At 64.5% G+C, this 24791-nt stretch carries 22 protein-coding genes and 1 tRNA gene; 7 read left to right on the forward strand and 16 right to left on the reverse strand.

All coding sequences use genetic code 11. The features are described 5' to 3' along the window. Nucleotides 1-11: 11 nt before the first annotated feature. The 4 genes from ACO6D5_RS12210 to ACO6D5_RS12225 form a co-directional block, all read right to left on the reverse strand. Nucleotides 12-102 (reverse strand) — tRNA-Ser (locus ACO6D5_RS12210). A gap of 139 nt (nt 103-241) precedes the next feature. After that, a complete protein-coding gene (locus tag ACO6D5_RS12215) occupies nt 242-1795 on the reverse strand; it encodes a SpoVR family protein (RefSeq protein ID WP_485825528.1) in 1554 nt (517 codons plus the stop codon). Next, complete coding sequence (locus ACO6D5_RS12220; RefSeq protein WP_315527860.1) at nt 1792-3051, reverse strand: DUF444 family protein; 1260 nt, start codon at nt 3049-3051, stop codon at nt 1792-1794. Before ACO6D5_RS12220 ends, ACO6D5_RS12215 begins: the two co-directional genes overlap by 4 nt. A 12-nt stretch (nt 3052-3063) precedes the next feature. After that, entirely contained in the window at nt 3064-4980 is a 1917-nt protein-coding gene (locus ACO6D5_RS12225) for a PrkA family serine protein kinase (protein WP_377785558.1), read from the reverse strand. Between the two features lie 881 nt (nt 4981-5861). Between ACO6D5_RS12225 and ACO6D5_RS12230 the strand changes: the two genes are divergently transcribed. Together ACO6D5_RS12230 and ACO6D5_RS12235 are read left to right on the forward strand one after the other, a co-directional pair. Continuing rightward, nucleotides 5862-7115: a DUF3142 domain-containing protein gene (locus ACO6D5_RS12230; protein ID WP_485825529.1), complete on the forward strand. Its 1254-nt coding sequence runs from the start codon at nt 5862-5864 to the stop codon at nt 7113-7115. Further along, nucleotides 7102-9609, forward strand: coding sequence for a hypothetical protein (locus tag ACO6D5_RS12235; protein ID WP_485825530.1), 2508 nt, complete (start codon nt 7102-7104; stop codon nt 9607-9609). Before ACO6D5_RS12230 ends, ACO6D5_RS12235 begins: the two co-directional genes overlap by 14 nt. On the opposite strand, the gene ribD is transcribed toward ACO6D5_RS12235, so the two are convergent. Next, on the reverse strand, nt 9606-10721 hold the full coding sequence (ribD, locus tag ACO6D5_RS12240; protein ID WP_485825551.1) for a bifunctional diaminohydroxyphosphoribosylaminopyrimidine deaminase/5-amino-6-(5-phosphoribosylamino)uracil reductase RibD: 1116 nt from the start codon (nt 10719-10721) through the stop codon (nt 9606-9608). The genes ACO6D5_RS12235 and ribD overlap by 4 nt on opposite strands. 215 nt (nt 10722-10936) lie before the next feature. On the opposite strand from ribD, the gene ACO6D5_RS12245 reads away from it, so the two are divergent. Both ACO6D5_RS12245 and ACO6D5_RS12250 read left to right on the forward strand, forming a co-directional pair. After that, nucleotides 10937-11500: a cysteine hydrolase family protein gene (locus ACO6D5_RS12245; protein ID WP_485825531.1), complete on the forward strand. Its 564-nt coding sequence runs from the start codon at nt 10937-10939 to the stop codon at nt 11498-11500. Nucleotides 11501-11519: 19 nt separating this feature from the next. Next, the gene (locus tag ACO6D5_RS12250; protein WP_485825532.1) at nt 11520-12482 is read left to right on the forward strand and encodes a GlxA family transcriptional regulator; all 963 of its coding nucleotides are present in this window, start codon (nt 11520-11522) and stop codon (nt 12480-12482) included. Nucleotides 12483-12530: 48 nt separating this feature from the next. On the opposite strand, the gene nrdR is transcribed toward ACO6D5_RS12250, so the two are convergent. After that, a complete protein-coding gene (nrdR, locus tag ACO6D5_RS12255; protein WP_105559298.1) occupies nt 12531-13010 on the reverse strand; it encodes a transcriptional regulator NrdR in 480 nt (159 codons plus the stop codon). A 217-nt stretch (nt 13011-13227) separates the two neighbouring features. Next, entirely contained in the window at nt 13228-14478 is a 1251-nt protein-coding gene (gene glyA, locus ACO6D5_RS12260) for a serine hydroxymethyltransferase (RefSeq protein WP_280028882.1), read from the reverse strand. 204 nt (nt 14479-14682) lie between these two features. Here glyA and ACO6D5_RS12265 point away from each other — a divergent pair, with 204 nt between their 5' ends. Continuing rightward, nucleotides 14683-15321: a LysE family translocator gene (locus ACO6D5_RS12265; RefSeq protein WP_485825533.1), complete on the forward strand. Its 639-nt coding sequence runs from the start codon at nt 14683-14685 to the stop codon at nt 15319-15321. A 47-nt stretch (nt 15322-15368) separates the two neighbouring features. On the opposite strand, the gene ACO6D5_RS12270 is transcribed toward ACO6D5_RS12265, so the two are convergent. The 4 genes from ACO6D5_RS12270 to tyrS form a co-directional block, all read right to left on the reverse strand. Further along, nucleotides 15369-15713, reverse strand: coding sequence for a helix-turn-helix domain-containing protein (locus ACO6D5_RS12270; RefSeq protein WP_315527871.1), 345 nt, complete (start codon nt 15711-15713; stop codon nt 15369-15371). Next, nucleotides 15710-16054 carry a type II toxin-antitoxin system RelE/ParE family toxin gene (locus ACO6D5_RS12275; RefSeq protein WP_485825534.1) on the reverse strand — a complete coding sequence of 115 codons (345 nt, stop codon included), beginning with the start codon at nt 16052-16054 and terminating at the stop codon, nt 15710-15712. Before ACO6D5_RS12275 ends, ACO6D5_RS12270 begins: the two co-directional genes overlap by 4 nt. A 249-nt stretch (nt 16055-16303) precedes the next feature. Then, nucleotides 16304-16957, reverse strand: a complete 654-nt coding sequence (locus tag ACO6D5_RS12280) for a YbhB/YbcL family Raf kinase inhibitor-like protein (protein ID WP_006226699.1) — start codon at nt 16955-16957, stop codon at nt 16304-16306. Between the two features lie 71 nt (nt 16958-17028). Beyond that, nucleotides 17029-18258, reverse strand: coding sequence for a tyrosine--tRNA ligase (tyrS, locus tag ACO6D5_RS12285; protein ID WP_485825535.1), 1230 nt, complete (start codon nt 18256-18258; stop codon nt 17029-17031). Nucleotides 18259-18525: 267 nt separating this feature from the next. Between tyrS and ACO6D5_RS12290 the strand changes: the two genes are divergently transcribed. Next, nucleotides 18526-19935 carry a M23 family metallopeptidase gene (locus ACO6D5_RS12290; protein WP_035213895.1) on the forward strand — a complete coding sequence of 470 codons (1410 nt, stop codon included), beginning with the start codon at nt 18526-18528 and terminating at the stop codon, nt 19933-19935. Between the two features lie 80 nt (nt 19936-20015). Next, entirely contained in the window at nt 20016-21149 is a 1134-nt protein-coding gene (locus ACO6D5_RS12295) for an anhydro-N-acetylmuramic acid kinase (protein WP_485825536.1), read from the forward strand. 96 nt (nt 21150-21245) lie between these two features. Here the strand turns inward: ACO6D5_RS12295 and erpA are convergent, their stop codons facing one another. The 5 genes from erpA to rplM form a co-directional block, all read right to left on the reverse strand. Further along, entirely contained in the window at nt 21246-21617 is a 372-nt protein-coding gene (gene erpA, locus ACO6D5_RS12300; RefSeq protein WP_006226695.1) for an iron-sulfur cluster insertion protein ErpA, read from the reverse strand. Nucleotides 21618-21703: 86 nt separating this feature from the next. Beyond that, nucleotides 21704-22450 carry a DUF6776 family protein gene (locus ACO6D5_RS12305; protein WP_315527885.1) on the reverse strand — a complete coding sequence of 249 codons (747 nt, stop codon included), beginning with the start codon at nt 22448-22450 and terminating at the stop codon, nt 21704-21706. 45 nt (nt 22451-22495) lie between these two features. Continuing rightward, nucleotides 22496-23560, reverse strand: coding sequence for an N-acetyl-gamma-glutamyl-phosphate reductase (gene argC / locus ACO6D5_RS12310; RefSeq protein ID WP_485825537.1), 1065 nt, complete (start codon nt 23558-23560; stop codon nt 22496-22498). A gap of 199 nt (nt 23561-23759) precedes the next feature. Beyond that, on the reverse strand, nt 23760-24152 hold the full coding sequence (gene rpsI, locus ACO6D5_RS12315; protein WP_006226692.1) for a 30S ribosomal protein S9: 393 nt from the start codon (nt 24150-24152) through the stop codon (nt 23760-23762). Nucleotides 24153-24161: 9 nt separating this feature from the next. Next, a complete protein-coding gene (gene rplM / locus ACO6D5_RS12320) occupies nt 24162-24590 on the reverse strand; it encodes a 50S ribosomal protein L13 (protein ID WP_006217309.1) in 429 nt (142 codons plus the stop codon). Nucleotides 24591-24791: the final 201 nt, after the last annotated feature.

Consider the following 24791-nt stretch of genomic DNA (forward strand, 5'->3'; position numbering starts at 1 on the left):
TTTTTCATTCTTGGCGGACAGAGGGGGATTCGAACCCCCGATACGCTTTTGACGTATACACGCTTTCCAGGCGTGCGCCTTCAACCGCTCGGCCACCTGTCCTAATTGCTCACGTCGAAGCGGGTCAGAAACACCACTACGAAATTTGCGAATCCGCGATTCTAGCAGAATCTGGCGGGCCACCACAAGTCGCCAAAGAAAAAGGGACGCACTACGCGTCCCTGTTGCTCCCGACCCGTCTTCACGCGGAAGCCGGCGCCTCTTGCTCGCGATACGAACTGACGGTGCCGTCCGGCTCGGTTTCTTCCAGCCGCACCTTGAAGCCCCACAGGCGCGCCAGGTGCTTCATCACCTGTTCGGCATCGTCGCCCGCCAGCGGCCGGCCGCGGCTCTTCAGATGGCGCAGCACCAGCGACCGGTCGGAATCGCGGTTGAAACGCACTACCTGGATATCCGGCACCTGGTTGTCGCGGTTGTGTTGCGCGGCCAACAGGCGGCGGATGTCGCGGTAGCCCTCGTCGTTGTGGATGGCGGCCACTTCCAGCTTGGGATTGGCCTGATGGTCCGAAATCGCGAAGAAGCGGAATTCGCGGATCAGGCGCGGCGACAGGTACTGCGAGATGAAGGACTCGTCCTTGAAGTTGCGCATGGCGAAGTCCAGCGTCTTGCCCCAGTCGCTGCCGGCAATGTCCGGGAACCACTTGCGGTCCTCTGGCGTAGGCGCCTCGCAGATTCGGCGGATGTCCGACATCATCGCAAAGCCCAGCGCATACGGGTTGATGCCGCCGTAGCCGCGCTCGTCAAAGCCGCGCTGGCTGACAACGTTGGTATGGCTTTGCAGGAACTCCATCATGAAGCCGTCGTCCACCAGGCCCTTTTCGTGCAGGCGGTTCAGGATCGTGTAGTGCCAGAACGTGGCCCAGCCTTCGTTCATGACCTTCGTCTGCGACTGCGGGTAGAAGTACTGGGCGATCTTGCGCACGATGCGCACCAGTTCCTTCTGCCACGGCGCAAGCTTGGGCGAGTACTTCTCGATGAAATACAGCAGGTTCTCTTCGGGCTCGGGCGGGAACACCGCGGCCTCGGCGCGCGTGTCCTTGTCGGCTTCCAGGCGCGGCAACGTGCGCCACAGATCGTTGTATTGCAGGCGGGCGTGTTCCTGGCGTTCGGCCTGGCGCGCGGCCTCTCCCTTGAACGACATGGGCGTCGGGCGCTTGTAGCGGTCGACCCCGTGGTGCGACAGCGCGTGGCACGAGTCCAGCAACGCCTCCACCGCATCGATGCCGTAGCGGTCTTCGCAGGACATCACGTACTTGCGCGCGAACACCAGGTAGTCCAGCACGCCATCCGCGTCCGTCCATTGGCGGAACAGGTAGTTGCCCTTGAAGAACGAGTTGTGCCCGTAGCACGCATGCGCGATCACCAGCGCCTGCATCGTCATGGAGTTCTCTTCCATGAGGTAAGCGATGCAAGGATTGGAGTTGATGACGATCTCGTACGCCAGCCCCTGCATGCCGCGGCGGTAGTATTGCTCGTTGCGGATGAATTCCTTGCCGTACGACCAGTGCGGATAGCCGATGGGCAGACCCGCCGACGCATAGGCGTCCAGCATCTGTTCCGAGGTGATCACCTCGATCTGGTTCGGATAGGTGTCCAACCCGAATTCCGCCGCGACCTTGGAGATCGCCTCGTCATAAGACTGGATCAGTTCGAACGTCCATTCGGAACCTTGGGAAATCGGCCGCGCGCCGCTGGCCGATGCCGGCTCCACGAGAGCACCCACGATGGCATTCATGCGGTTTCCTTCTTGAACAGGTCATGGAACACGGGGAAGATCTCGCCGCGGTCGCAGATGCGCCGCATGACGAAATGCGGCTCCAGCTTCTGTTCATACTCCGCCCACAGGCTGCTCTTGCGAGCCTCTTGCGAGTCGGGGATTTCGATATAGGCGAAATAACGGGTCGACGGCAGCAGATGCTCGGCCAAAAAGCGCGCGCTCTTGCCGGCGTCGGCGCCGAACGAATCGCCGTCGCTGGCTTGCGCCGCGTACACGTTCCAGGCCGCAGGCGGATAGCGCTTTTCCAGGATCTCGCGCATCAGTTCCAGCGCGGACAGCACGATGGTGCCGCCGCTCTTGGGGTCGTAGAAGAACGTCTGCTCGTCCACTTCCTCGGCGTTGTCCGTGTGGCGGATGAAGACCAGGTCCACGTGCTCGTACTTGCGCGACAGGAACAGGTACAGCAACGTGAAGAAGCGCTTGGCCAAATCCTTCTTGCCTTCGTCCATGGACCCGGACACGTCCATCAGGCAGAACATGACCGCGCGCGCCATCGGAATGGCGACCGACACCCGGTTGCGGTAGCGCAGGTCCAGGTCGTCCAGGAACGGCACGCGGGCAAGGCGCTCGCGGCAGTCCTCGACTTCCTGTTCCAGCGTGCGGATCTCGGCGGCAGGCGCACCCGCCGCAAGCGCCTTGGCCAACGCCGCTTCGGCGTCTTCAAGATCGGCGCGCGCCTTCACGTTCAGCGCCACCCGCCGCGCCAAGGACGACTTGAGCGTGCGGCTGATGCTCAACATGCTGGGCGAGCCGGTCGTGGTGTAGCCCGCGCGCTGCCATTTCTTCTGGCTGACTTCGCCCAGCTGGTTGCGCGCCAGATGCGGCAGTTCCAGATCCTCGAAGAACAGGTTCAGGAATTCCGCCCGCGACAGGCTGAAGGTGAATTGGTCTACCGATTCGCCTTCGCCGGGTTCGGACCCGCCCTCGCCTTGCCCGCCCTGCGGCCGGTCGATGGTGTCGCCCTTGGCGAATTCACGATTGCCAGGGTGCACCATCTCGCGGTCGCCGCCCGATCCGTGCCGGAACGTCGGCTCGGAAATATCGCGGGCGGGCAGGTTGATCTCTCCGCCTTGATCCATATCCTGAATCGAGCGGTCACGGATCATCCCGTGAACCGCTTTGCGGATCTGGTCCTTGTAGCGCCGCAAAAAGCGCTCACGGTTGACGGCGCTTTTATTGCGCCCGTTAAGACGGCGATCGATCAGTGAATTCATGATTCACCTCGCTCAGGAAGACTTCCTCACACGGAGATACCACTCGCACAGCAGTCGGACCTGCTTTTCCGTGTAACCCTTTTCAACCATCCGATCCACGAAGCTCTGATGCTTGGACTTGTCCTCGGCCGAGGCCTTGGCGTTGAACGAAATCACCGGCAGCAAGTCTTCCGTGTTCGAGAACATCTTCTTCTCGATCACTTCGCGCAGCTTTTCGTAGCTGGTCCACGTCGGGTTGCGGCCGTTATTGTTGGCGCGCGCCCGCAGCACGAAGTTCACGATCTCGTTGCGGAAGTCCTTCGGGTTGGCGATGCCCGCCGGCTTTTCGATCTTCTCCAGTTCGTCGTTCAAGGCGCTGCGGTCGAAGCTCTCGCCGGTTTCAGGATCGCGGAACTCCTCGTCCTGGATCCAGCAGTCGGCAAACGTCACGTAGCGGTCGAAGATGTTCTGGCCGTATTCGGAATACGACTCCAGGTACGCGGTCTGGATTTCCTTGCCGATGAATTCCGCGTAGCGCGGCGCCAGGAAGCCCTTGATGAACTCCAGATAGCGCCGGCGGATTTCCTCGGGGTAGTCCTCGCGGCCGATCCGCTGCTCAAGCACATACATCAGGTGCACCGGGTTGGCGGCCACTTCCGTCTGGTCGTAGTTGAAGACGCTGGACAGGATCTTGTACGCGAAACGCGTGGAGACCCCGTTCATGCCTTCGTCCGTGCCGGCGTAGTCCTTGTATTCCTGCAAGGCCTTGGCCTTCGGGTCCACGTCCTTCAGGCTTTCGCCGTCGTAGACTCGCAGCTTCGAATAGATGCTGGAGTTCTCGGGTTCCTTCAGCCGGGTCAGCACCGAGAACTGCGCCATCATGTCCAGCGTTCCCGGCGCGCACGGGGCGGCCGACAGCGAACTGTGATGCAGCAGCTTTTCGTAGATGCGGACTTCTTCGGACACCTGCAAGCAGTAAGGCACCTTGACGATATAGATCCGGTCAAGGAAGGCCTCGTTGTGCTTGTTGTTGCGGAAGGTCTGCCATTCCGACTCGTTCGAGTGGGCCAGGATCGCGCCGTTGAACGGGATCGCGGAGAAGCCTTCCGTGCCCTTGAAGTTGCCTTCCTGGGTCGCCGTCAACAGCGGATGCAGCATCTTGATCGGGGCCTTGAACATTTCCACGAACTCAAGCAGCCCCTGGTTGGCCAGGCACAGTCCGCCGGAATAGCTGTAGGCGTCCGGATCATCCTGCGAATGGCGGTCCAGCTTGCGGATGTCGACCTTGCCGACCAGCGACGAGATGTCCTGGTTGTTTTCGTCGCCCGGTTCGGTCTTGGCGATGGCGACCTGGCGCAGCACCGAAGGATTCAGGCGCACGACACGGAACTGCGAGATGTCGCCGTCGAACTCCTTCAGGCGCTTGACGGCCCAGGGCGACATGATGCCGCTCAGGTAGCGCCGGGGAATGCCGTATTCCTTTTCAAGCGTGTCGCCGAAGCGTTCCGGATGGAAGAGCCCCAGGGGCGTTTCGTTGACGGGCGAACCCTTCAAGGCATAGATGGGATAGCTTTCCATCAAGGCCTTGAGCCGTTCCGCGATGGACGACTTGCCGCCGCCCACCGGTCCCAGCAGATAAAGGATTTGCTTGCGCTCTTCCAGCCCCTGTGCGGCGTGTTTGAAGAACGCGACGATCTGGCCGATCACGTCCTCCATGCCGTAGAACTCCTGGAACGCCGGATAGCGCCGGATGGTCCGGTTGGAAAACAAACGGGAAAGACGTGGGTCGTTGCGCGTATCCACGATTTCGGGTTCGCCAATCGCCGCCAGCATGCGCTCAGCGGGGCTGGCGTACGCCATGGGATCGCGTTTAGCGAGGTTCAGATATTCCTCAAGGGAAAGCTCTGATTCCTGCTCTTTTGCATACTGCGACTTGAAGCCTTCGACGATGTTTTGCACGGAAACCTCCTACAACACGCGAAAAATTCAGCACATCCCTACGTGTCCCCATTGTGCCTCAGTGCCTGCGCTTTACTAGACAAACCAGCGATAAGCATTGTCGGCCAGGTGTTATGTTGCTTTCGCCACACATCAACCATGAAGCACGATCGGGCCCTTTCCATTTAGGCCGCATCCCGCGGATACAAGTTCCGTCAGGGAATGCAACTTACGTGAAGAAGTTATCGGGCATGCCTTCAGCATATTGCTATGGCGAGCACGCTTGCCGCGGCCGCACATGAAATGGTCAGCAATCATTTGAAGGGATGAGCGATATCCCGGTGGATTCTTATGATTCGGGCGTAAACCCGATGCGCCCGCTATGCGATGGCAGCGGACGGTCTGAACAGCGCCTTGGCGTCCTTGTTCAGCAGCGTGCCGGTTCGGTCGTGAAAAGCGCCGATATCGCGGCACGGGAATCCGTGGTGACGTGGGCGCGTAGCACCGTGCGGTGAAGGCCGTTAGCACGTAGCGCCAAGTCATAGCCCTATGCTAAAGCCAATTGACCGTTTTGTGGCAATTCATTTGACGCATCGGCCAAAATAGTGATGAGGGTTTTCGCCATGAAAAAGCACGCGCGCGAATCGCTCGCAAACTTGATGCGATCGCCATGCCGCATGCGGCGCGGATGCGCTACGAAAGGCATTTCGCGCGGTTTCAACTGCACAATTGGCAGCCATGCATGCCGAGTGCTAGTACCCCTTGCGTGAACGCGGATACTTCGCGCGATGGTTGCCGCGGCCACGAAAACACGCATCGCCTTCAACGATAGAATCACGCATCTCAACGCACTCCGCGTTGACCTGAACACGCGATATTTCCCACGCTGCGTCATGTTGCTCCGCTTGCGGCAAGCCTTGAGCCTGATCCTGAACCCTGCGAAACCGGCGGTTGAACGCGCCGCCGCCGCCGGATTCGCGGGCCTGCTGCTGACGCTGAGCGCTTGCGGAAAGCCCCCGCCCGACCTGTCCAACGATGCCTATGTCTGGCAGCGCCAGTGGACGCCGGCCGTGCAGCAAGCCTTGTCCGGCGGTGCCGATGCCGTGCAGGCGTGGCGCGTGCTGATCGCCGAAATGAGCGCGGACGGCCGATGGTTCGATGCCGCGCCCGACCTGAACGCGCTGACCGCGGCCCGCCGTCCGGTCGTCATGGTATGGCGGCTGGATGGCCGGGTCGATGCGCTGAACGCGGACGATACGGCGGCGCGGATCGCCGCGGCGCGCCAGGCCTGGCGCCACGCCGGCATCACGGTGGCGGGCATTGAAATCGATTACGACTGCGCCACGTCGAAACTGCCGGCTTATCGCCACTTCCTCACCGCATTGAAAGGCCGCCTGGGCCCTGACAGCGCCTTGTCGATCACCGCGCTGCCCACGTGGCTCAACAGCCCCGAACTGGACGCCTTGCTCAAGGTGCCCGACGAAGCGGTGCTGCAAGTGCATGCGGTGTTGAACCCCACGCAAGGCCTGTTCGACGCGAAACGCGCGCGCGCATGGTTGAACGCCTTTGCGGACCGCACGCAAAAGCCCTGGCGCGTGGCGTTGCCGACTTACGGCAGCCGTGTCGCCTGGGATGAAGACGGCAACGTGGCGGCCATCGAAAGCGAACGTCCCGCGCTGCAGCCGGGCGGCCGCGCCACTGAGCTGGTCGTCACGCCGGCCGCCATGGCGGCCTTTGTCGATCAGATCCACCAGTCCCGCCCGCGCGGCCTGGCCGGCGTCGTCTGGTTCCGGCTGCCCACCGCGCGCGACGAACGCGTCTGGAGCCTGGCCACCTGGCGCGCGGTGCTGTTGCGTCAGCCGCTGCAACCCGCGCTGCACCTCGGCGCGCAAGCAAGCGCCGGCAGCGGCGCGCAGGACCTGGTGCTTTCCAACACCGGCAACGCCGACGGCGCCCTGCCGTTCATCATCCGTTGGAATGGCGTTTGCCGCGGCGCGGACGGCATCAACGGCTACACGCTGGAACGCGACGGCGCAGGGCTCTACCTGCGCCGCGCGCAAGACGGCCTGCTGCGCGCCGGCGGCCAACGCCATATCGGCTGGATACGCTGTGAAACCCCACCCACGACCTTCCATGTACAACCGTAGATCGATCATCCGCCTGACGTTGTTGGCGTGCGCCGTCGGCGCAGGCATCGCCGTGGCTTGCGGTCCGGACTTTCCGGCACAGTTGCTGGACGACCGGGCCGGCACCTTGAAAAGCACGCCTGCCAATTCCTTCAGCTTTGAGGTGGCGCGCCTGGTTACGCCCGCCGACGCGCTGCGGGCGCAAGAATCGGCCGCCTTGCCCGACGGCAGCTATCGGCAAGACGCCATTCCGGAAGACTTCGACCCCGCGTTGAACCCCACGCAACGCGCCACCCTCCGCGCGATGCGCGCCAAGCCTGACGGCGATCAGGCTTATGCGGCGGGCGATGGCCTGCCCGAAGCCGTCCGTTTGTACGCCGCCGCAGCGGTCGACATCCGGTCCGCCGCGCTTGCCGACGCCGATTCGGCGCTGGCGCGAGCCCGATCGCGTTTGCTCGACATCCTGGCGTTGCCCGAACTCCAAGGGGCTGCGCGCAGCGTTTGGGCCGCGTATATGTTGGCTGAAATCGGGGTTGGCGAAACCGGGGACGCGGCAGTCGCCGCGCCCGACGGCACATCTGCCGCCTATGCGCGCGTGCGCCAGCTAGCGCAAAAGGGCGCGCCGGACCCCCTGGGCCTGGCGGTCGCCAGCTACGGCCAGGAGGCCCGTCTGCTGCTCAATGGATCCCAAGGAACGTGCACCGCCGAGGACTTCCTGGCCGCGACGGCATGCCCCGACGCCATTGCCGCCCCCGCATTGAAGCAGGCGATCCGCCTGTATGCGGAGCAGGCGGCACGCGGTTCAGGCAGCGGCATGGCCTCGCTGCGCCTCCTGGCAAACTGGGCGTTGGCGACACCTTTGCGCGCCAGCCGGCTGATCGATGACCCTGTCGCGCAACGGCTGCTGGTGGCCTATGCGCTGGCCAGAGTGGGCGATATCGTTGACGGCAACCCGGACAGCGCGTTCGACATGTTCGCCACGTTCGACCTGAACGGGCAGCGCGGCTACGCCGACGCCGGAGCGGGCGCACGCAATGTCACGCCCAACCCCGCGCTGCAAGCGCTGACGACGGCGCTGGCCAAGCAGGACGTGAGCCACGTCCAGGATGCCGACCGCGTGGCCGCGCTGGCCTACCGGGTCGGCCGCTACGATCTGGCGCAAGGCCTGGCCAGCCGGCTAGGCACGCCGCTTGCCTGGTGGGTCCGCGCCAAACTGGCGATCCGCCAGGGGGACATGGCCGCGGCGGCGCAAGCCTATGCGCGTGCCGCAAGCGCGTTTCCCACCGCCACGGACACCGGTCTTGAAGCCTCGGGTCGGGCGCGGCTAAAGGCGGAACAAGGCGTGCTGGCGCTGTCCCGCGGGCAATATGTAGAGGCGCTGGACATGCTGCTTCACGCCTCCCTTCCGGCGGCGGCGGCCGGCGCCCAGGAAGAAGGCTGGCCGATGTCGCCGTACTGGAACGACGCGGCCTATGTCGCGGAACGCGTGTTGACGGCTGACGAACTCAAGGCCTACGTGGACCAGCAGGTGCCCGCCTCAGCCGTGCCGCCCGCCCCGGCCGGCTTCGCGCAGTTCGACTACCAGCGCTTTTACGAATGGATGGTGAAGCATCCGATCACCGATGGAGACCGCCTGCGCGTGCTGCTGGCGCGCCGCCTGGTGCGCGAAGGCCGCATGGACCAGGCCCTGGCCTATTTCCCGCAAGACACCGACGCCCGCTTCGCCACCCTGGCGTATGACGCCGCAGGGTCGTGGCGCATCGCGCCATCCAGCAGCCATCGGCACGCCGTCCAATACACGGCAGCCCTGCAACAGGCCGGCAGCGCCTTGGGCCGCACGGCGCGGGCCCAGGCCTGGTTCAAGGCCGCGCAGCTGGCGCGGCGGCATGGCCTGGAAATCATGGGTTACGAGCAGGATCCCGACTTTGCGGTGTACGACGGCAACTACACCTATGGCGCAGGCCGCAGCCCGGAACCGTGGCGTCAAAACGCGGACGGCGACAATCAACCGCCGCAAGCGACGCCCGCGCAGCGCGCCGAGGCGGCGCTGCCCGGGCCGCTGGTGACCCCGGAAGAACGCGTGCGCTTCGCCGCCAGCGAGGCCAAGCCGTACGCGCGCTTCCACTATCGGCAGGTCGCGACCGAGCACGCGCTGGAATCGGCCGCCCTGCTGCCGAACCGTTCGCAGGCATTCGCCGCCGTGTTGTGCCAAGGCACCCGCTACATCATCGACGACTCGCCCGAACGCGCCCAGGCGATGTATCAGCGTTACGTGGAGCAAGGCGCGCAAGTGCCTTTCAGCGCCACTTTCGGGCGTGAATGCCCCGCGCCGGACTTCCAGGCGGCAGCCTGGTTCCATTACACGCAAGCCTGGAAGGCATGGGAACGCCTGCGCCGCAATCACGGCGGACTGCTACTGGCCGTCGGGCTGCTGATGCTTGTCGCGGGCGGCGCCTGCGTCTTCGCATGGCGCCACTGCGCAGCGCCCCGCGGGCCGAAGGGGGCCAGGCCCTAGGCCAGCGCCGGCAACGCCACGCGCTGCACCAGTTGCCGCCAGGTGTCGGGCACCCGGGCGCGCACGCGCATGTCGGCGCCCAACCGCGCGGCGTCGATAAACTCATAGCGCTGGGCGGCATCCAGGTGTTCAAGCATGGGCAGGCGCACCATGCCCGCGGCGTCGCCCAGCAGGACGGGCGCCAGATACAGCAGCAGTTCGTCCACGCAGCCCGCGGCGACCAGCGCGCCCGACAGGCCCGCTCCCGCTTCCACGTGAACTTCGTTGAACTGCTCCTGGGCGAACCAGCGCATAACGGCCGGCAGGTCCACGCGGTCGGGCGCCTGGCCGGGCAGCACCACCACGCGCGCGTTCTTGTCGGCCAGGCGCGCCGCCTTGGCCGCGTCTTCGCGGGCGGTAAAGACGATCACTTCGGCGCCATCAAACAAGCGGGCGCCTTCCGGGACCTCGAAACGGCCATCCACCACCGCCTTGCGCGGCTGGCGCGGCGTTTCCACCCCCCGCACATTGAGTTGGGGATCGTCCTTCAGCACGGTGCCCATGCCCGTCAGCACCACGCAGCTGCGCGCGCGCCAATGGTGCCCATCGGCGCGGGCCTCGGGGCCGGTGATCCATTGCGACATGCCGTTGTGCAGCGCGCTGCGGCCATCCAGCGACGCGGCCATCTTCATCCACACCCAGGGCAGCCCCCGGCTCATGCGCGAGATGAAGCCCGCGTTGACCGCCAGCGCCTCCTCGGCGCACACCCCCGTCGCGACCTCGATGCCGGCCTCGCGCAAGCGCGCCAGGCCCTGCCCGTTGACGAGCGGATTCGGGTCCCCGATGGCCACGACCACCCGCGCAGGCCTGGCGGCCAGGACGGCGTCCACGCAGGGCGGCGTGCGGCCGAAATGGCTGCAGGGCTCCAGCGTGACGTACATCGTGGCGCCCTCAACCGGCTCGTTGCGGCGTTGGGCATCGCGCAGCGCGCGGATTTCGGCATGCGGGCCGCCGGGCGGCTGGGTCGCGCCTTCGCCCAGCACTCGCCCGTCGCGCACGATGACGCAGCCGACCCGGGGGTTGGGCGCCGTCGTGAAAAGCACGCTCTCTGCCAGCGCCAGGGCGCGTCGCATCCAATAGATATCGTCGGGGTGGCTTACGGTCGTCATGGCAGGAATTGTATGTCCGCGGCGGCGCGCCGGGGCGCATGCTGCCGCGGCCGGAAGGGGTATGCTCACAGCATGTCCGTTTTGGGCCGTTCGGCGTCTTTCGACGATCTCGCCCCAGGCGGGAATCCGCATCAGAATGGCGCCGTACCCCCTGAAATCCTTGGCCTGGAGCCCGGAATATGAAACAAGCGCTGATCGTCATCGACGTACAAGAGTCTTTCCGGCACCGTCCGTTTTGGGACGAAACCGAATATCCGGCCTTCCTGGAGCAGATCCAGGGCTTGATCGATTCGGCCGCAGCCCGGGGGATTCCCGTGCTGCAGGTGTTCCACATCAGCAAGGCCAGCGACCCGGCCAATCCATTCTCGCTGGCCTCCGGCCACGTCAAGACGCTGCAGGAATTGCGCGTGGCGCCCACTGCCGTGTTCCACAAGACGGTGCATTCCTCGCTGTACGCCGAGAGCGCGGACGGCCGCTCGTTGCATGACTGGCTATGGGAAAACGGCATCGAGGGCATCATCGTCAGCGGCATCCGCACCGAGCAATGCTGCGAAACCACGTCGCGCCACGCCAGCGACGCGGGCTTCAAGGTGGTCTTCCCGACCGACGCCACCCTGACGTTCGCCATGCAAAGCCCGTCCGGCAAGCATTACACGCCGGCCGAGATCCGCGACCATACCGAATTGGTGCTGCAAGGCCGGTTTGCACGCGTCACGCGCGCCGCCGACGCGCTGGCGGCCTGACCCGGACAAGGAGCGCGCCATGATCCCCGTGTACTTCGTGCTGTCGCGGGGCATCGTCCTGCTGGACCTGGCCGGTCCCGCGGAAGCCTTCCGCGTGGCCAACAAGCTTTGCCCCGGCACGTTCGAGCAGCATTTCTGCGGCCCTTCCGATGCGGTGGAAAGCGGCATCGCGGGCCTGCACCTTGCCCATATCCAGCCGCTGCCGGCGGCCTTGCCCGCGCATGCACTCGTCATCATTTCGGGCGTGGTGGGCCAGCCCACGCGGCTGGACGGCCCGGACGCCCACGCCATCGTCGATTGGCTGGCGATCCGCCATCCGGCGGACGGCTTCACGCTGATGACGGTTTGCGCGGGCGCCCTGTTCGCCGCCGCGGCCGGATTGACGCGGCAACGCGACTGCACCACCCATCACTCCTGCCTGCAACAATTGGCGGACATCGATCCGACCGCCCGCGTGCACGACAACCGGATCTTCGTCGAAGACGGCAATCTGGTCAGCAGCGCCGGCATCACGGCGGGCATCGACCTGGCGTTGCACATGGTGTCGCGCCACTGCGGGCCGCGCACCGCCAGCGAGGTGGCGCGCGACATGGTCGTCTATCAGCGCCGCGCCGGCACGGATTCCACGCTCTCGCCATGGCTGGAGCACCGCAGCCATATGCATCCCGGCGTGCACCGGGTGCAGGATGCGGTCGTGCGCAACCCCGCCGCGCCGTGGTCCGCGCAGTCGCTGGCAGACCAGGCGCACACCAGCGCCCGCCACCTGACGCGGCTGTTCCGCGAGCACGCGGGCTGCACGCCGATGGACTACCTGTATCAGATACGCGTCGCGCTGGCGCGCGACCTGCTGCGCGAAACGCGGCTGGACCTGGAGCGCGTGGCGGAGAAATCCGGCTTCGGCTCGGCGCAGCACATGCGCCGCGTCTGGCGCAGATTCCAGCCGCAGACGCCCAGCCTGGCGCGTTCGGCGACCCTGCAATAACGGCGCCGAAGCGCCGTCAATCGCCCTGCTGCCCTCTCCCGCCGGACGCTATTCCTTGCGCAGCTTGCCGGGCAGCAACGGCCCCTGCATTTCACGGATGGCCTCGACGAATTCGCCGATGTCCTCGAAGCTCTTGTAGACCGATGCAAAGCGCACGTAGGCCACCTTGTCCAGCTTGCGCAGCTCGGTCATGACCAGTTCGCCTATGTGCTCGCTGGGCACTTCGCGCAGGCCGCTAGCCAGCAACTGTTCTTCGATGCGCGCCACGGCCGCATCCACGTCCTCGGTGCTGACGGGGCGCTTGCGCAGCGCCAGGCTCAGGCTGGCCCGCAGTTTGGCGGGATCGTACTCGCTGCGGCTGCCGTTGCGCTTCACGACGGAAGGCAGGGCCAGCTCCACCCGCTCATAGGTGGTGAACCGCTTGTCACAGGACAGGCAGCGGCGGCGGCGACGGATGGCGTCGCCCTCTTCCGAGACGCGGCTGTCGACGACCTGTGTTTCGGCATTGCCGCAAAATGGACACCGCATGTGTGTTCCCTAAAGGCACGGATAGCAATAATTGAGCATATTGTAACGACGCGCTCCGCGGGAAGCGCCAATACGGCTTATTCGTCCCCAATAGTACGGACGGGCCGGCTCGAGGATAGCGCCTGCCGCCGGGAAAGCAAAGGGACGGCGCCTTGCGGGGCCGTCCCTTTGGTCTGGCCCCCGAGGCGGATAGCCTGGGGGCCGGGGAAAGTGCTGCTTACTTCTTGCCGTAGACCGGCAGGCGCGAGGTCAGTTCGTTGACGCGCGCGCGCACGGCGGCGATGTTGGCTTCGTCACGCGGATTGTCCAGCACGTCGGCGATCAGGTTGGCGGTCAGTTCGGCATCGGCTTCCGTGAAACCGCGGGTGGTCATGGCCGGCGTGCCCAGGCGGATGCCGCTGGTCACGAAAGGCTTTTCCGGGTCGTTCGGGATGGCGTTCTTGTTGACCGTGATGTGGGCCTGGCCCAGCACGGCTTCCGCTTCCTTGCCCGTGATGCCCTTGGCACGCAGGTCCACCAGCATGACGTGGCTTTCGGTACGGCCGGAGACGATGCGCAGGCCGCGCTTGACCAGCGTGTCGGCCAGCACCTTGGCATTCTTGACCACTTGCTGCGCGTAATCCTTGAAGCCGGGTTCCAGCGCTTCCTTGAACGCCACGGCCTTGCCGGCGATGACGTGCATTAGCGGACCGCCCTGGATACCGGGGAAGATCGCCGAGTTGATGATCTTCTCGTGCTCGGCCTTCATCATGATGACGCCGCCGCGCGGACCGCGCAGCGACTTGTGCGTCGTCGAGGTGACGAAGTCGGCGTGCGGCACCGGGTTGGGGTAGGCGCCGCCGGCGACCAGACCCGCGTAGTGGGCGATGTCGACCATGAACAGCGCGCCGTTTTCACGGGCGATGCGGGCCATGCGTTCGAAATCGATGTGCAGGGCGTAGGCGGATGCGCCCGCCACGATCAGCTTGGGCTTGTGTTCGCGGGCCAGCTGTTCGACTTGCTCGTAGTTCAGGACTTCGTTTTCGTCCAGGCCGTACGAAATGAAGTTGTACAGCTTGCCCGAGGCGTTGACCGACGCGCCGTGCGTCAAGTGGCCGCCTTCGGCCAGGCTCATGCCCAGCACGGTGTCGCCCGGCTTCAGCACGGCCATGTACACGCCCTGGTTGGCCTGCGAACCCGAGTTGGGCTGCACGTTGGCGGCTTCGGCGCCGAAGATCTGCTTCAGGCGGTCGATGGCCAGCTGCTCGACCACGTCCACGTACTCGCAACCGCCGTAGTAGCGCTTGCCCGGATAGCCTTCGGCGTACTTGTTCGTGAGCTGCGTGCCCTGGGCTTCCATGACGGCCGGGCTGGCGTAGTTCTCCGAAGCGATCAGCTCGATGTGCTGCTCTTGGCGAACGTCTTCCTTCTGGATGGCGGCCCAAACGTCCGGGTCAGCCTTGGACAAGGTGAGGTTGCGGTCAAACATGACGGGGGATTCCTGAGGCGGTAAGAGAGGAGAAAGCCGTGTCGGGTGGGTAAACCCGAAGAATGCTGGATAGTTTACCGCGTCGGGCGGATTCAATTGCCGCCAAAATGCGTCCAAGCGGGGCAAAATACCCGTGATGGGCACGAAAACCACGCGAACGCGTCGTGCCCGGAAACCGCTCTCAATCCGACTTGAGAAACTTTCATGCAAAGCGCCACCCTCATAACCTACTCGCTAGTAGCTGCTGCCAGCGTCATCAGTCCGGGCCCCGCCACGATGCTTGCCATCCGCAACGGCGCGGCAGGCGGCGTGCGCGCCGTCGTGCCGTCCACGCTGGGCAACGTCACAGGGTTGTTCCTGCTGTCGGCCGCGGCCATGCTCGGCCTGGGCGTGGTGCTGCAGTCCTCCGCCCTGCTGTTCACGGCCTTGAAGATCGCAGGCGCCGCGTATCTGATCTACGTCGGCCTGCGCCACCTGCTGGGCCGCGCCCACATTGCGCCGCCGGAAGACGCCGCCGTCGGCGCCGCGCCGCGCCGCCCGGGCCGGCTGTACCTGGAAGCCACCTTCGTGGCCGCCATGAATCCCAAACCCATCCTGTTCTTCACCGCGCTGTTCCCCCAATTCCTGAACGCGCACGAACCGCTGCTGCCGCAATTCTTCATCCTGACCGGCATCTTCATGGCCATGTCGCTGGTCTCGTTGCTGACCTACGGCACCCTCGCCCGCCGCGCCCGCCGCCTGCTGCGCCAACCGCGCATCGTGGTCTGGCTGAACCGCCTGGTCGGCTCGATCTTCGTCGCCTTCGGACTGGCGCTGCTGCGCTTGAAGCGTTCGGCCGCCTGACGGACAGTGGCTGCGAACGCAAAAAAGGCCGCAATCGCGGCCCTTTTTCAGGATGCTGGCGTCACCACTGAGAGCGTCACCGACTTACCCGTCCGACCCAGCATTTCCACCAGCGCATCGATCGTGAATTTGGCGGTTTTCTTGTTCACCACATCTGATACGCGTGGCCGCGAAACCATCAGGATCCTGGCGGCATCCGACTGTTTCAGATGATGCAGAGCGATCCACGACGCCAACTCGCTCATGAGCTGCTCTTTCAGGAACTTGGCGTCATCGATCTGTTTCATTGAGATGGCTTGCAGGCGCCTGGCTTCCGCGGGGGCAAAGCCCAATTCCAGGAAAAGGTTCGCGCCGAACGGGGTCACGTGCCGAACTTGGGTGTCGATCGTCATTTGCCGGTACTCCTTGCCTTGATCACCGCCCGATATCGGGCGGTGACGATGTCGCGATCCCGGGGACTCGTGGCGCGCGTCGTCTTTTGAAATGCGTGCAGGACATAAAGCGCCTCTTCGAACTTGGCGACATACATCACTCGAAACGAACCCGCCCGCTCCCGGATGCGCAGCTCGCGAATTCCGCTGCCCAGGTTATCCAGCGACTTCCAATCATCCGGCTCAAGGCCAGCCTGAATCTTGCCGAGCTGAAATCCCGCCTGCCGCCGGCTCTCGTCGGGAAATCTCAACAAGTCCACATAGGCGGAACCGATCCAGCGTATTTCCTTTCCCAACGTCATTACCATCCATCTGTATAAAATTTTATACCAAAATGGAACGAAGCACAGCCGCCGTCCACGCGATGGCTCGACTCTCCAAATGGGGCTGTTCCTATTCCAGCAAATCGCCACGCTGTGCGCTCGATTCGGCCGAAAATCGCGGACCAATGGCAATGCGGCTCACCGCAGAGCCGGAAGGGACCGCCCTGCGTCGTCCCAAAAAAAAGGGCCGCAATCGCGGCCCTCTTTACGCAGCGTCAGCGGCTGGCGCTACGCTTCGGTCGCCCCGATCTGCTTGGGCGCCAGTTTGGGATTGAGCGTGTAGGTGCCCGTGACCGAGGCCTGCGCCAGCACGTGCTTCTGCATGGCGCGCAGCGCATCCTCGCCGGTGAACGAGCCGTTCAGGTTCAGGCTGTGCACGTCCAGCGCGTATAGCGTGAAGACGTAGCGGTGCACGATCGAATCGTTCCAGGGCGGGCACGGGCCGTCATAGCCGAAGTAGTCGCCGCTCATGTCGTGGTCGTTGGCGAACCACGAGGAATACGAATTGATGCCCTGGCGCGCATCCATCGGCGCCAAGGGGCCGCCCTTGCCCCGCGGCGTGATGCCGTTGGAAAAGGCGCCTTCATCGATTTCGCGCAGGTCGGCGGCCAGATCCACCAGCACCCAGTGGAAGAAATCCACCCGGGGCAGGTCGGCCGGGACTTCGCGGCCTTCCTGGTTGACGTCGTCAGGCCGCGACGGCACGTCCGGATCGTGGCAGATCAACGCAAACGACTGCGTTCCCGGCGGGACGTCGTCCCACGAAAACTGCGGGTTGTAGTTGTCTGCCAGCGCGACGTGCGATTGCGCATCGATTTTGCCGAAGGCGTAGCGCTCCGGAATCGACTCGTGATCGGAAAAAGACAAACTCGAAAGTTTCATGTCGTGCTCCTTGAAGTGCCGCAAGGGCGTCCCGCCCCCGCCTGTACCCTCAGCGTATCAAAACTTCGCAATCATGGGTTCAAGTTAACACGCGCGAACTTGCGCTTGCCCACCTGGACGACGTAAGTCCCCGCGGGCAATTGCAACGATTTATCCTCGATCCGATCGCCGTTGACGCGCACGCCGCCCTGCTCCACATTGCGCTGCGCCTCGGAACCCGATGCGACCAGGCCCGCTTCGCGCAGCAGCTTCAGGATGCCCACCGGCGCGCCGCCGATATTCACTTCGGGCATGTCTTCCGGAATGGCACCATCCCGGAAGCGTGCTTCAAAGGACGCCAGCGCTTCGTCGGCCGCGCGCGCCGAATGGAAGCGCGTGATGATTTCCTGAGCCAGCATGACTTTGGCATCGCGCGGGTTGCGTCCGCTATCGGTCTCTTGCTTGAGGGCCGCGATGTCTTCCAGCGAACGGAACGACAGCAGTTCGAAGTAGCGCCACATCAGCGTGTCCGAAATCGACATGAGCTTGCCGAACATCGAATCGGGCGACTCCGAAATGCCGATGTAGTTGCCCTTGGACTTGGACATCTTCTCTACGCCGTCGGTGCCCACCAGCAGCGGCATCGTCAGGATGCACTGGGGCTCCTGGCCATATTCCTTTTGCAGCTCGCGCCCGACCAGCAGGTTGAACTTCTGATCGGTGCCCCCCAGCTCCAGATCGGACTTCAGCGCCACCGAGTCATAGCCCTGCATCAGCGGGTACAGGAATTCGTGAACCGAAATCGGGATGCCGCCCTTGAAGCGCTTGGTGAAGTCCTCGCGTTCCATCATGCGGGCCACGGTGTAGCGCGACGCCAGCTGGATCATGCCGCGGGCGCCCAGCGGATCGCACCACTCGGAGTTGTAACGGATCTCGGTGCGGGCGGGGTCCAGCACCAGGCTGGCCTGCGCGTAGTAGGTCTTGGCGTTGGCCTCGATCTGCTCGCGCGTGAGCGGCGGGCGGGTGCTGTTGCGGCCGCTGGGATCGCCGATGGTCGACGTGAAATCGCCGATCAGGAAAATGACGTTGTGGCCGAGGTCCTGCAGCTGGCGCATCTTGTTCAGCACCACGGTGTGGCCCAGATGGATGTCCGGCGCGGTGGGATCCAGCCCCAGCTTGATACGCAGGGGCACGCCGGTGGCGCGGCTCTTGGCCAGCTTGCGAGCGAATTCGGACTCGACCAGCAACTCGTCGCAGCCGCGCTTGGCTATACGCAGATCGGCTTCGACTTCGGGAGTGATAGGGGCTTCTGAGGGTGACATGGCAGGGGGACCAACGCGGCTTCAGCCGACAAAAAGGTGTAAAAAGTGACGAAAACTATCGAAAATTCTAGCCGAATCAGCTAGGATACCGCCCAATCATACGCAACTGCTATCTATACGCAGTTCGCAGTTGCGGTTCGGCCTACCACCCGTTGTTCACAAGATGCGCCCTGCGCCAGCAGCCCTTGCCCCCGAATTCGTGGCGCGCAGGGGCCGTTCGTGTTACGCACCCTGCGAGCTCAAGCCACCTGAGAGGGTATCTTCACGATGAATCGTGGCCTCCACGAACTGGCGAGTAGCATCAAGCGCAAAGTTGCTGCCCTGTTTGCGCCCGTTGAGCCCAAGCCGCATCGCTCGGGACTTTTCCGTCGCACTCTTCTCGTCTCCGCTATCGGTCTGTTTGCAGGCGCCGCCGCCCTCGGCATGGTGCAGCAACCCGACCGCACCGAACTCCCCCCGTCCCGCATCATCCAGAGCGTGCTGCCGCTGACCGCCGAGCAAGTCGAAGTCAGCAGCCCCAGCGCCGCGCCGTACATCAGCGAAACCCGCATCCGTGCCGGGGATACGCTGGCCGCCGTGCTGCAACGCCTGGAGCTGGACGCCCCGAACCTGCAGACCTTCCTGACGCACGACGCCAGCGCCCGCAGCATCTACAAGCTGTACCCGGGCCGCTCCGTCCAGGCCGCCACGGACGATCAGGGCAACCTGATCTGGCTGCGCTACATTCACACCCCCGGCAATGAGACCGACGGCCAGGTCGTGACGCGCATGCTGCACGTGGCCCCGTCCGGCGACAGCTACAAGGCCGAGGAAGTCACCGAAAGCACCGACCGCCAGACCCGCGTCGCCGTGGGCACGATCAAGTCGTCGCTGTTCGGCGCCACGGACGCCGCCGGCATCCCGGACTCGGTCACCATGCAGATGGCCGACATCCTCAGCGCCAAGATCGACTTCCTGCGTGACCTGCGCCAGGGCGACCAGTTCCGCGTGGTCTACGAAGTGCGCTCGCACGACGGCCGCTACGCCGGCGCCGGCCGCGTGCTGGCCCTGGAATTCATCAACGGCGGCAAGACCTACAGCGCCGTCTGGTTCAGCCCCGACGAAAAGAGCGGTTCGTACTACGACTTCGACGGCACCAGCCTGCGCGGCGCGTTCCTGCGCACCGCCTTGAAGTTCAGCCGCATCAGCTCGACGTTCGGCATGCGCATGCACCCCATCCACAAGACCTGGACGGGCCACAAGGGCGTGGACTACGCCGCGCCGTCGGGCACGCCGATCCACTCCACGGCGGACGGCACGGTCGAGTTCTCCGGCTGGCAGAACGGCTACGGCAACGTGGTCATCGTGAAGCATCACGGCAAGTACTCCACGCTGTATGCCCACCAAAGCCGCATCGCCGAAGGCATCACCAAGGGCTCGAAGATCTCGCAAGGCCAATTGCTGGGCTACGTGGGCGCCACCGGCTGGGCCACCGGCCCGCACCTGCACTACGAGTTCCGCGTGGACAACCAGCCGATCGACCCGCTGTCGGTAGACCTGCCGGTCGCCCGCGCCCTGGAACCTGCGGAAGTCCGCGCGTTCAACCAGGCCGTGGCGCCGTACAAGCAGCAGATCCAGCTGCTGACCGAGTTCCAGCAAACGCTGCCTGATGCCCTGACCAACGTGGCCAGCCGCTAACCGGCCCGCCGCAGCGAAACGTCCCAAAAAGGCGGCCCGTGCAGATTCTGCCGGCCGCCTTTCTTCTTTCAGAGGCGCCCGTGAATTCCTCCGCACCCCGCCCGCAGGGCAACCCAGCGCTCTACATCGGCTTGATGTCCGGCACCAGCGTCGACGGCGTCGACGGCGTGCTCGTCCGACTGGACGCCGGCCAGGCGCCGCACGTGCTTGCCAGCGCCAGCCTGCCCATGCCCGAGAACCTGCGCCGCGAGCTGCTGGCGCTGAACCTGTCGGGCGACGACGAGCTGGCGCGCGCCGCGCTGGCCGCGAACGCGCTCGCCCGACTGTACGGCCAGGCAGTCTCCGCCCTGCTCCAGGACGCCGGCCTTGCGGCGAATGCCGTAACCGCCATCGGTGCGCACGGACAGACCGTCCGGCACCGGCCGGATAGCGGCTATACCGTGCAGCTCAACGCGCCCGCCCTGCTGGCGGAATTGACCGGCATCGACGTCGTCGCGGACTTCCGCAGCCGCGACGTGGCCGCTGGCGGCCAGGGCGCGCCGCTGGTGCCGCCGTTCCATGCCGCGATCTTCGGCGCACAGCATGGCCGCGCCGTCCTCAATCTGGGCGGCATCGCGAACGTCACGCTGCTTGCGCCCGGCCAGCCGGCGCGCGGCTTCGATACCGGCCCGGCCAACGTTTTCCTGGACGCCTGGTGCCAACGCCATCAGGGGCAGCCTTATGACGCCGACGGCCGCTGGGCCGCCACGGGCCAGGTAGTGGCGCCCTTGCTGGAACAACTGATCGCCAGCGAGCCCTGGTTCGCCCTGCCCCCGCCCAAGTCCACCGGACGCGACCTGTTCAACCTGCAATGGCTGGACGACCGGCTGGCCGCGTTCGACGGCCCCAAGCCGGCCGCTGAAGACGTGCAGGCGACGCTGCAGCGCCTGACTGCCAGAACGGTCGCCAACGCCATCGACGCGGCCGCAGCAGGCACGCAGGAGGTCTTCGTATGCGGCGGCGGCGCGTATAACGCCGGCCTGATGCGTGAACTGGCATATTGCCTGCAGCGTCCGGTGCAACCGACCGATGCGCTGGGCGTGCCCGCGCAGCAAGTCGAAGCGCTGGCCTTCGCGTGGCTGGCGCAGGCGTTCGTCGAACGCCGGCCCGCCGGGCTGCCGGCCGTCACGGGCGCGCGCGGGGCCCGGATCCTGGGCGCGCTATATCCCGCTTGAAGCGGGCAGGAACGCAGGATCGCGCCAGAGGCCGCCCAAAAACAAAAAGCCCTTCGGCATGCCGAAGGGCTTTTGCTTTCCCGAACCGGTAAGGAATTACACCGAGAACGAAGAACCGCAGCCGCAGGTGGTGCTGGCGTTGGGATTGCGGATGACGAACTGCGCGCCTTCCAGGTCTTCCTTGTAGTCGATTTCGGCGCCGACCAGGTATTGGAAGCTCATCGGGTCAACCAGCAGTTGAACGCCGGCCTTGTCCAGCACGGTGTCGTCTTCGTTCACGACTTCGTCGAACGTGAAGCCGTACTGGAAGCCCGAACAGCCGCCACCCTGGACAAACACGCGCAGCTTCAGCTCAGGGTTGCCTTCTTCGGCCAACAAATCCTTCACTTTGGCGGCAGCCGAGTCAGTAAATACCAAAGGAACAGGCGGGGCGGCCTGGAGGTCGACGGTTTCGGTCACTGCATTCATGGTTCACTCCTGGCCGGATAGGCCATATTTCGGTGAGCGGCAACGGCGCTCGCATAGTGTCACTATAGCGCAGGGCTTGACTAGACTCAAAGTTCCAGTTTGATACTGCGCGAGGCGCGGACGGTATCGCCTTCCAGAACGCTGACGGTGACGCTTTCGGGGACAAAACCCTCGGGCACCGCCAGAACGCCCTGGCTGCGCTGGTATTGGTCGAATTGCAGGGCCAGCGACGCCGCCGTGGTGGATTCGCCGGTGGCGGTCACTGGCCCGGTTTCAGCCTTGACCTGCAGGGGGGCCAAATCCACGGTAACCGTTTCGCCCTTCAGGACGCCCGTGGCCTGGAAACGCAGCGCGCCCGCAAACGACGCGCCGCCGTTGCGCCCGCTGCGCATCAACAGCACCTTGTAGCGCAGCCCGCCGCCTTCGCGGTCGATCTGCACGCCCCGAATGTCCACCGAGCCTTCCGGCCCGGGAGGCAGCAATTGTTCGTAGAAGGCCAACTGGTCGCGTACACGGCCCACTTCGGCCTGCACGGCGCGCAATTGGGATTCAAGTTCCTGGCGGGCGGCGCGCTCGATGACGAGTTCGCCATCGGCGGTATCCAGCTGGCCCTGCGTGTAGCGCAATTGCGTGGCCTGCTGGCGCATGGCCTCTTGCTGCGCCTCGGCTTGCGCCGCGCTGATGACGACGGCGTCCTGCGGCTGGGCTTGCCGCTGGGCATGGAAGTAGCCGGCGACGCCGCCCAGCAGCACGCCGACCAGCAGCCCGGCCGCCACGCGCAGCAGCCCGCCGGCGGGGCGGGAAGGCGGTGTGGCGGGGGAGTCGACAGGCATGGGAAGCAGAGGGGCGGCGGCCGGAGCCGTCGCCCGATCCAGGCATCAGGGCAGGATAGCGACCTGATCCAGGCCCGTCGATTCGGGCACGCCGAACATCAGGTTCATGTTCTGGACGGCTTGGCCGGCGGCGCCCTTGACCAGATTGTCTTGCACGACCAGGACGATCAGCTGGTCGCCATTGCCCGGACGGCTCAGCGCGATGCGCAGGTTGTTCGACGCGCGCACCGATCGGGTTTCAGGCAAGCTGCCTGCCGGCATCACGTCCACGAAGGGTTCGTTGGCGTAGCGTTGCTCGAACAGGGCCTGGAAGTCCGTGTCGCGGGCTTCGGGCAGGATGCGGGCGTAGATCGTGGAGAACATGCCGCGGATCATCGGCACCAGGTGCGGCACGAAGGTCAGGCCGACCTTGCCGCCGGAGATCTTCTCCAGCTGGGCGACGATTTCCGGATGGTGGCGGTGACCGGCCACGCCGTAGGCCTTGAAGTTGTCGGACGCTTCCGAGAACAGCGAACCCACTTCCGCCTTGCGGCCAGCGCCCGACACGCCCGACTTGCAGTCGGCGATCAGGGTTTGCGCATCGACCAGCGCCTTGCCGCCTTCCAGCAGCGGAGCCAGACCCAGCAGCACGGTGGTGGGATAGCAGCCGGGATTGCCGATGACGCGCGCGCGGGCGATGGCTTCGCGGTTCAGTTCCACCAGGCCGTATTGCGATTCGGCCAGGATGTCCGGGCAGGTATGGGGAATCTTGTACCAGCGTTCGAAGGTGGGGATGTCCTGCAGGCGGAAATCGGCGGCCAGGTCGATGACGCGGGTGCCCGCGGCGATCAGTTCCTGGGCTTGCGCCATCGCCACGCCGTGCGGCGTCGCGAAGAACACCACGTCGCAATCCGTCAGCGTGGCCTTTTCCGGCGCCGAGAAGGCCAGGTTCACGCGGCCGCGCAGGTTCGGATACATGTCAGCCACCGGCAGCCCGTCTTCCTTGCGGGACGTGATGGCGGTCAATTCCACATTGGGATGCTGCGACAGCAAGCGCAGCAGCTCGACGCCGGTATAACCGGTGCCGCCGACGATACCAACCTTGATACGGGTGTTCGATGCTTGGGCCATGATGGTGTGCTCTTCGTAGAACGAGGCTAGATTGTATCGCTCGGGAAACGGGTCTTCCCGCACCGTGCCAAAATTGGTGCGCGAACCCCTTTGTCCGACCGGACGGGGTGCGCGGAGTTCCGCGCGGGGCGGCCGGGGCATCTGCGCCGCGTCCGCCCAAAAACAAAAAACCCGCCGAAGCGGGTTTTTTGCAGCAACATTAACGCTTGCTGAACTGCTTGCGACGACGTGCCTTGCGGAAGCCGACCTTCTTACGTTCGACTTCACGGGCATCGCGGGTCACAAAGCCAGCTTGCGACAGTGCGGGCTTCAGGGTCGCGTCGTAGTCGATCAGGGCACGCGTGATGCCGTGACGGACTGCGCCGGCCTGGCCGGTTTCACCGCCGCCGTGGACGTTGACTTTGATGTCGAACGATTCCAGGTGGCCGGTCAGTTCCAGCGGCTGGCGCACGATCATGCGGCCAGTTTCGCGGGCGAAGAACTCGTCGACGGGCTTGCCGTTGACAACGATCTTACCCGTGCCCTTCTTGATGAAAACGCGAGCCACCGAAGTTTTGCGACGGCCGGTTCCGTAATTCCAGTTACCGATCATGGCGTTTCCTTAGATATCCAGCGTCTTGGGCTGCTGGGCGGTGTGCGGGTGCTCGGCACCGGCATAGACCTTCAGCTTCTTGATCATGGCGTAGCCCAGAGGACCCTTGGGCAGCATGCCCTTGACGGCCTTCTGAATGGCGCGACCGGGAAAACGCTCTTGCATTTTCTCGAAGTTCGTTTCGCGGATACCGCCCGGGTACGTGGTGTGGCGGAAGTACTTCTTGTCCTTCGCCTTGGTACCGGTAACGACGATATCGGATGCGTTGATGATGACGATGTAATCGCCGGTATCAACGTGCGGCGTGAATTCAGGTTTGTGCTTGCCACGCAGACGACGTGCGACTTCGCTGGCCACACGACCGAGGACTTTGCCCTTGGCGTCGATCACAAACCAGTCACGTTGGACTTCATGCGGCTTGGCCACAAAGGTCTTCATGATGGTTCCTAAGAATAAAAAGTTCTTGCTGACTAGAACGTCTAGCCAGTGTTCTTTCCCCAACTAGACAAGAGTCCTGGCGACGTGAAATCGTTGGATTTCAAGTCCCGGGCCTTATCTTTATGACGTCCCGCCTAAGCGTTATTACCCGCCCGTGCAATGGTCAAAATGAGGGAAAGCCTGAAATTCTAACACGGTTGC

Source organism: Achromobacter sp. (assembly GCF_057314935.1).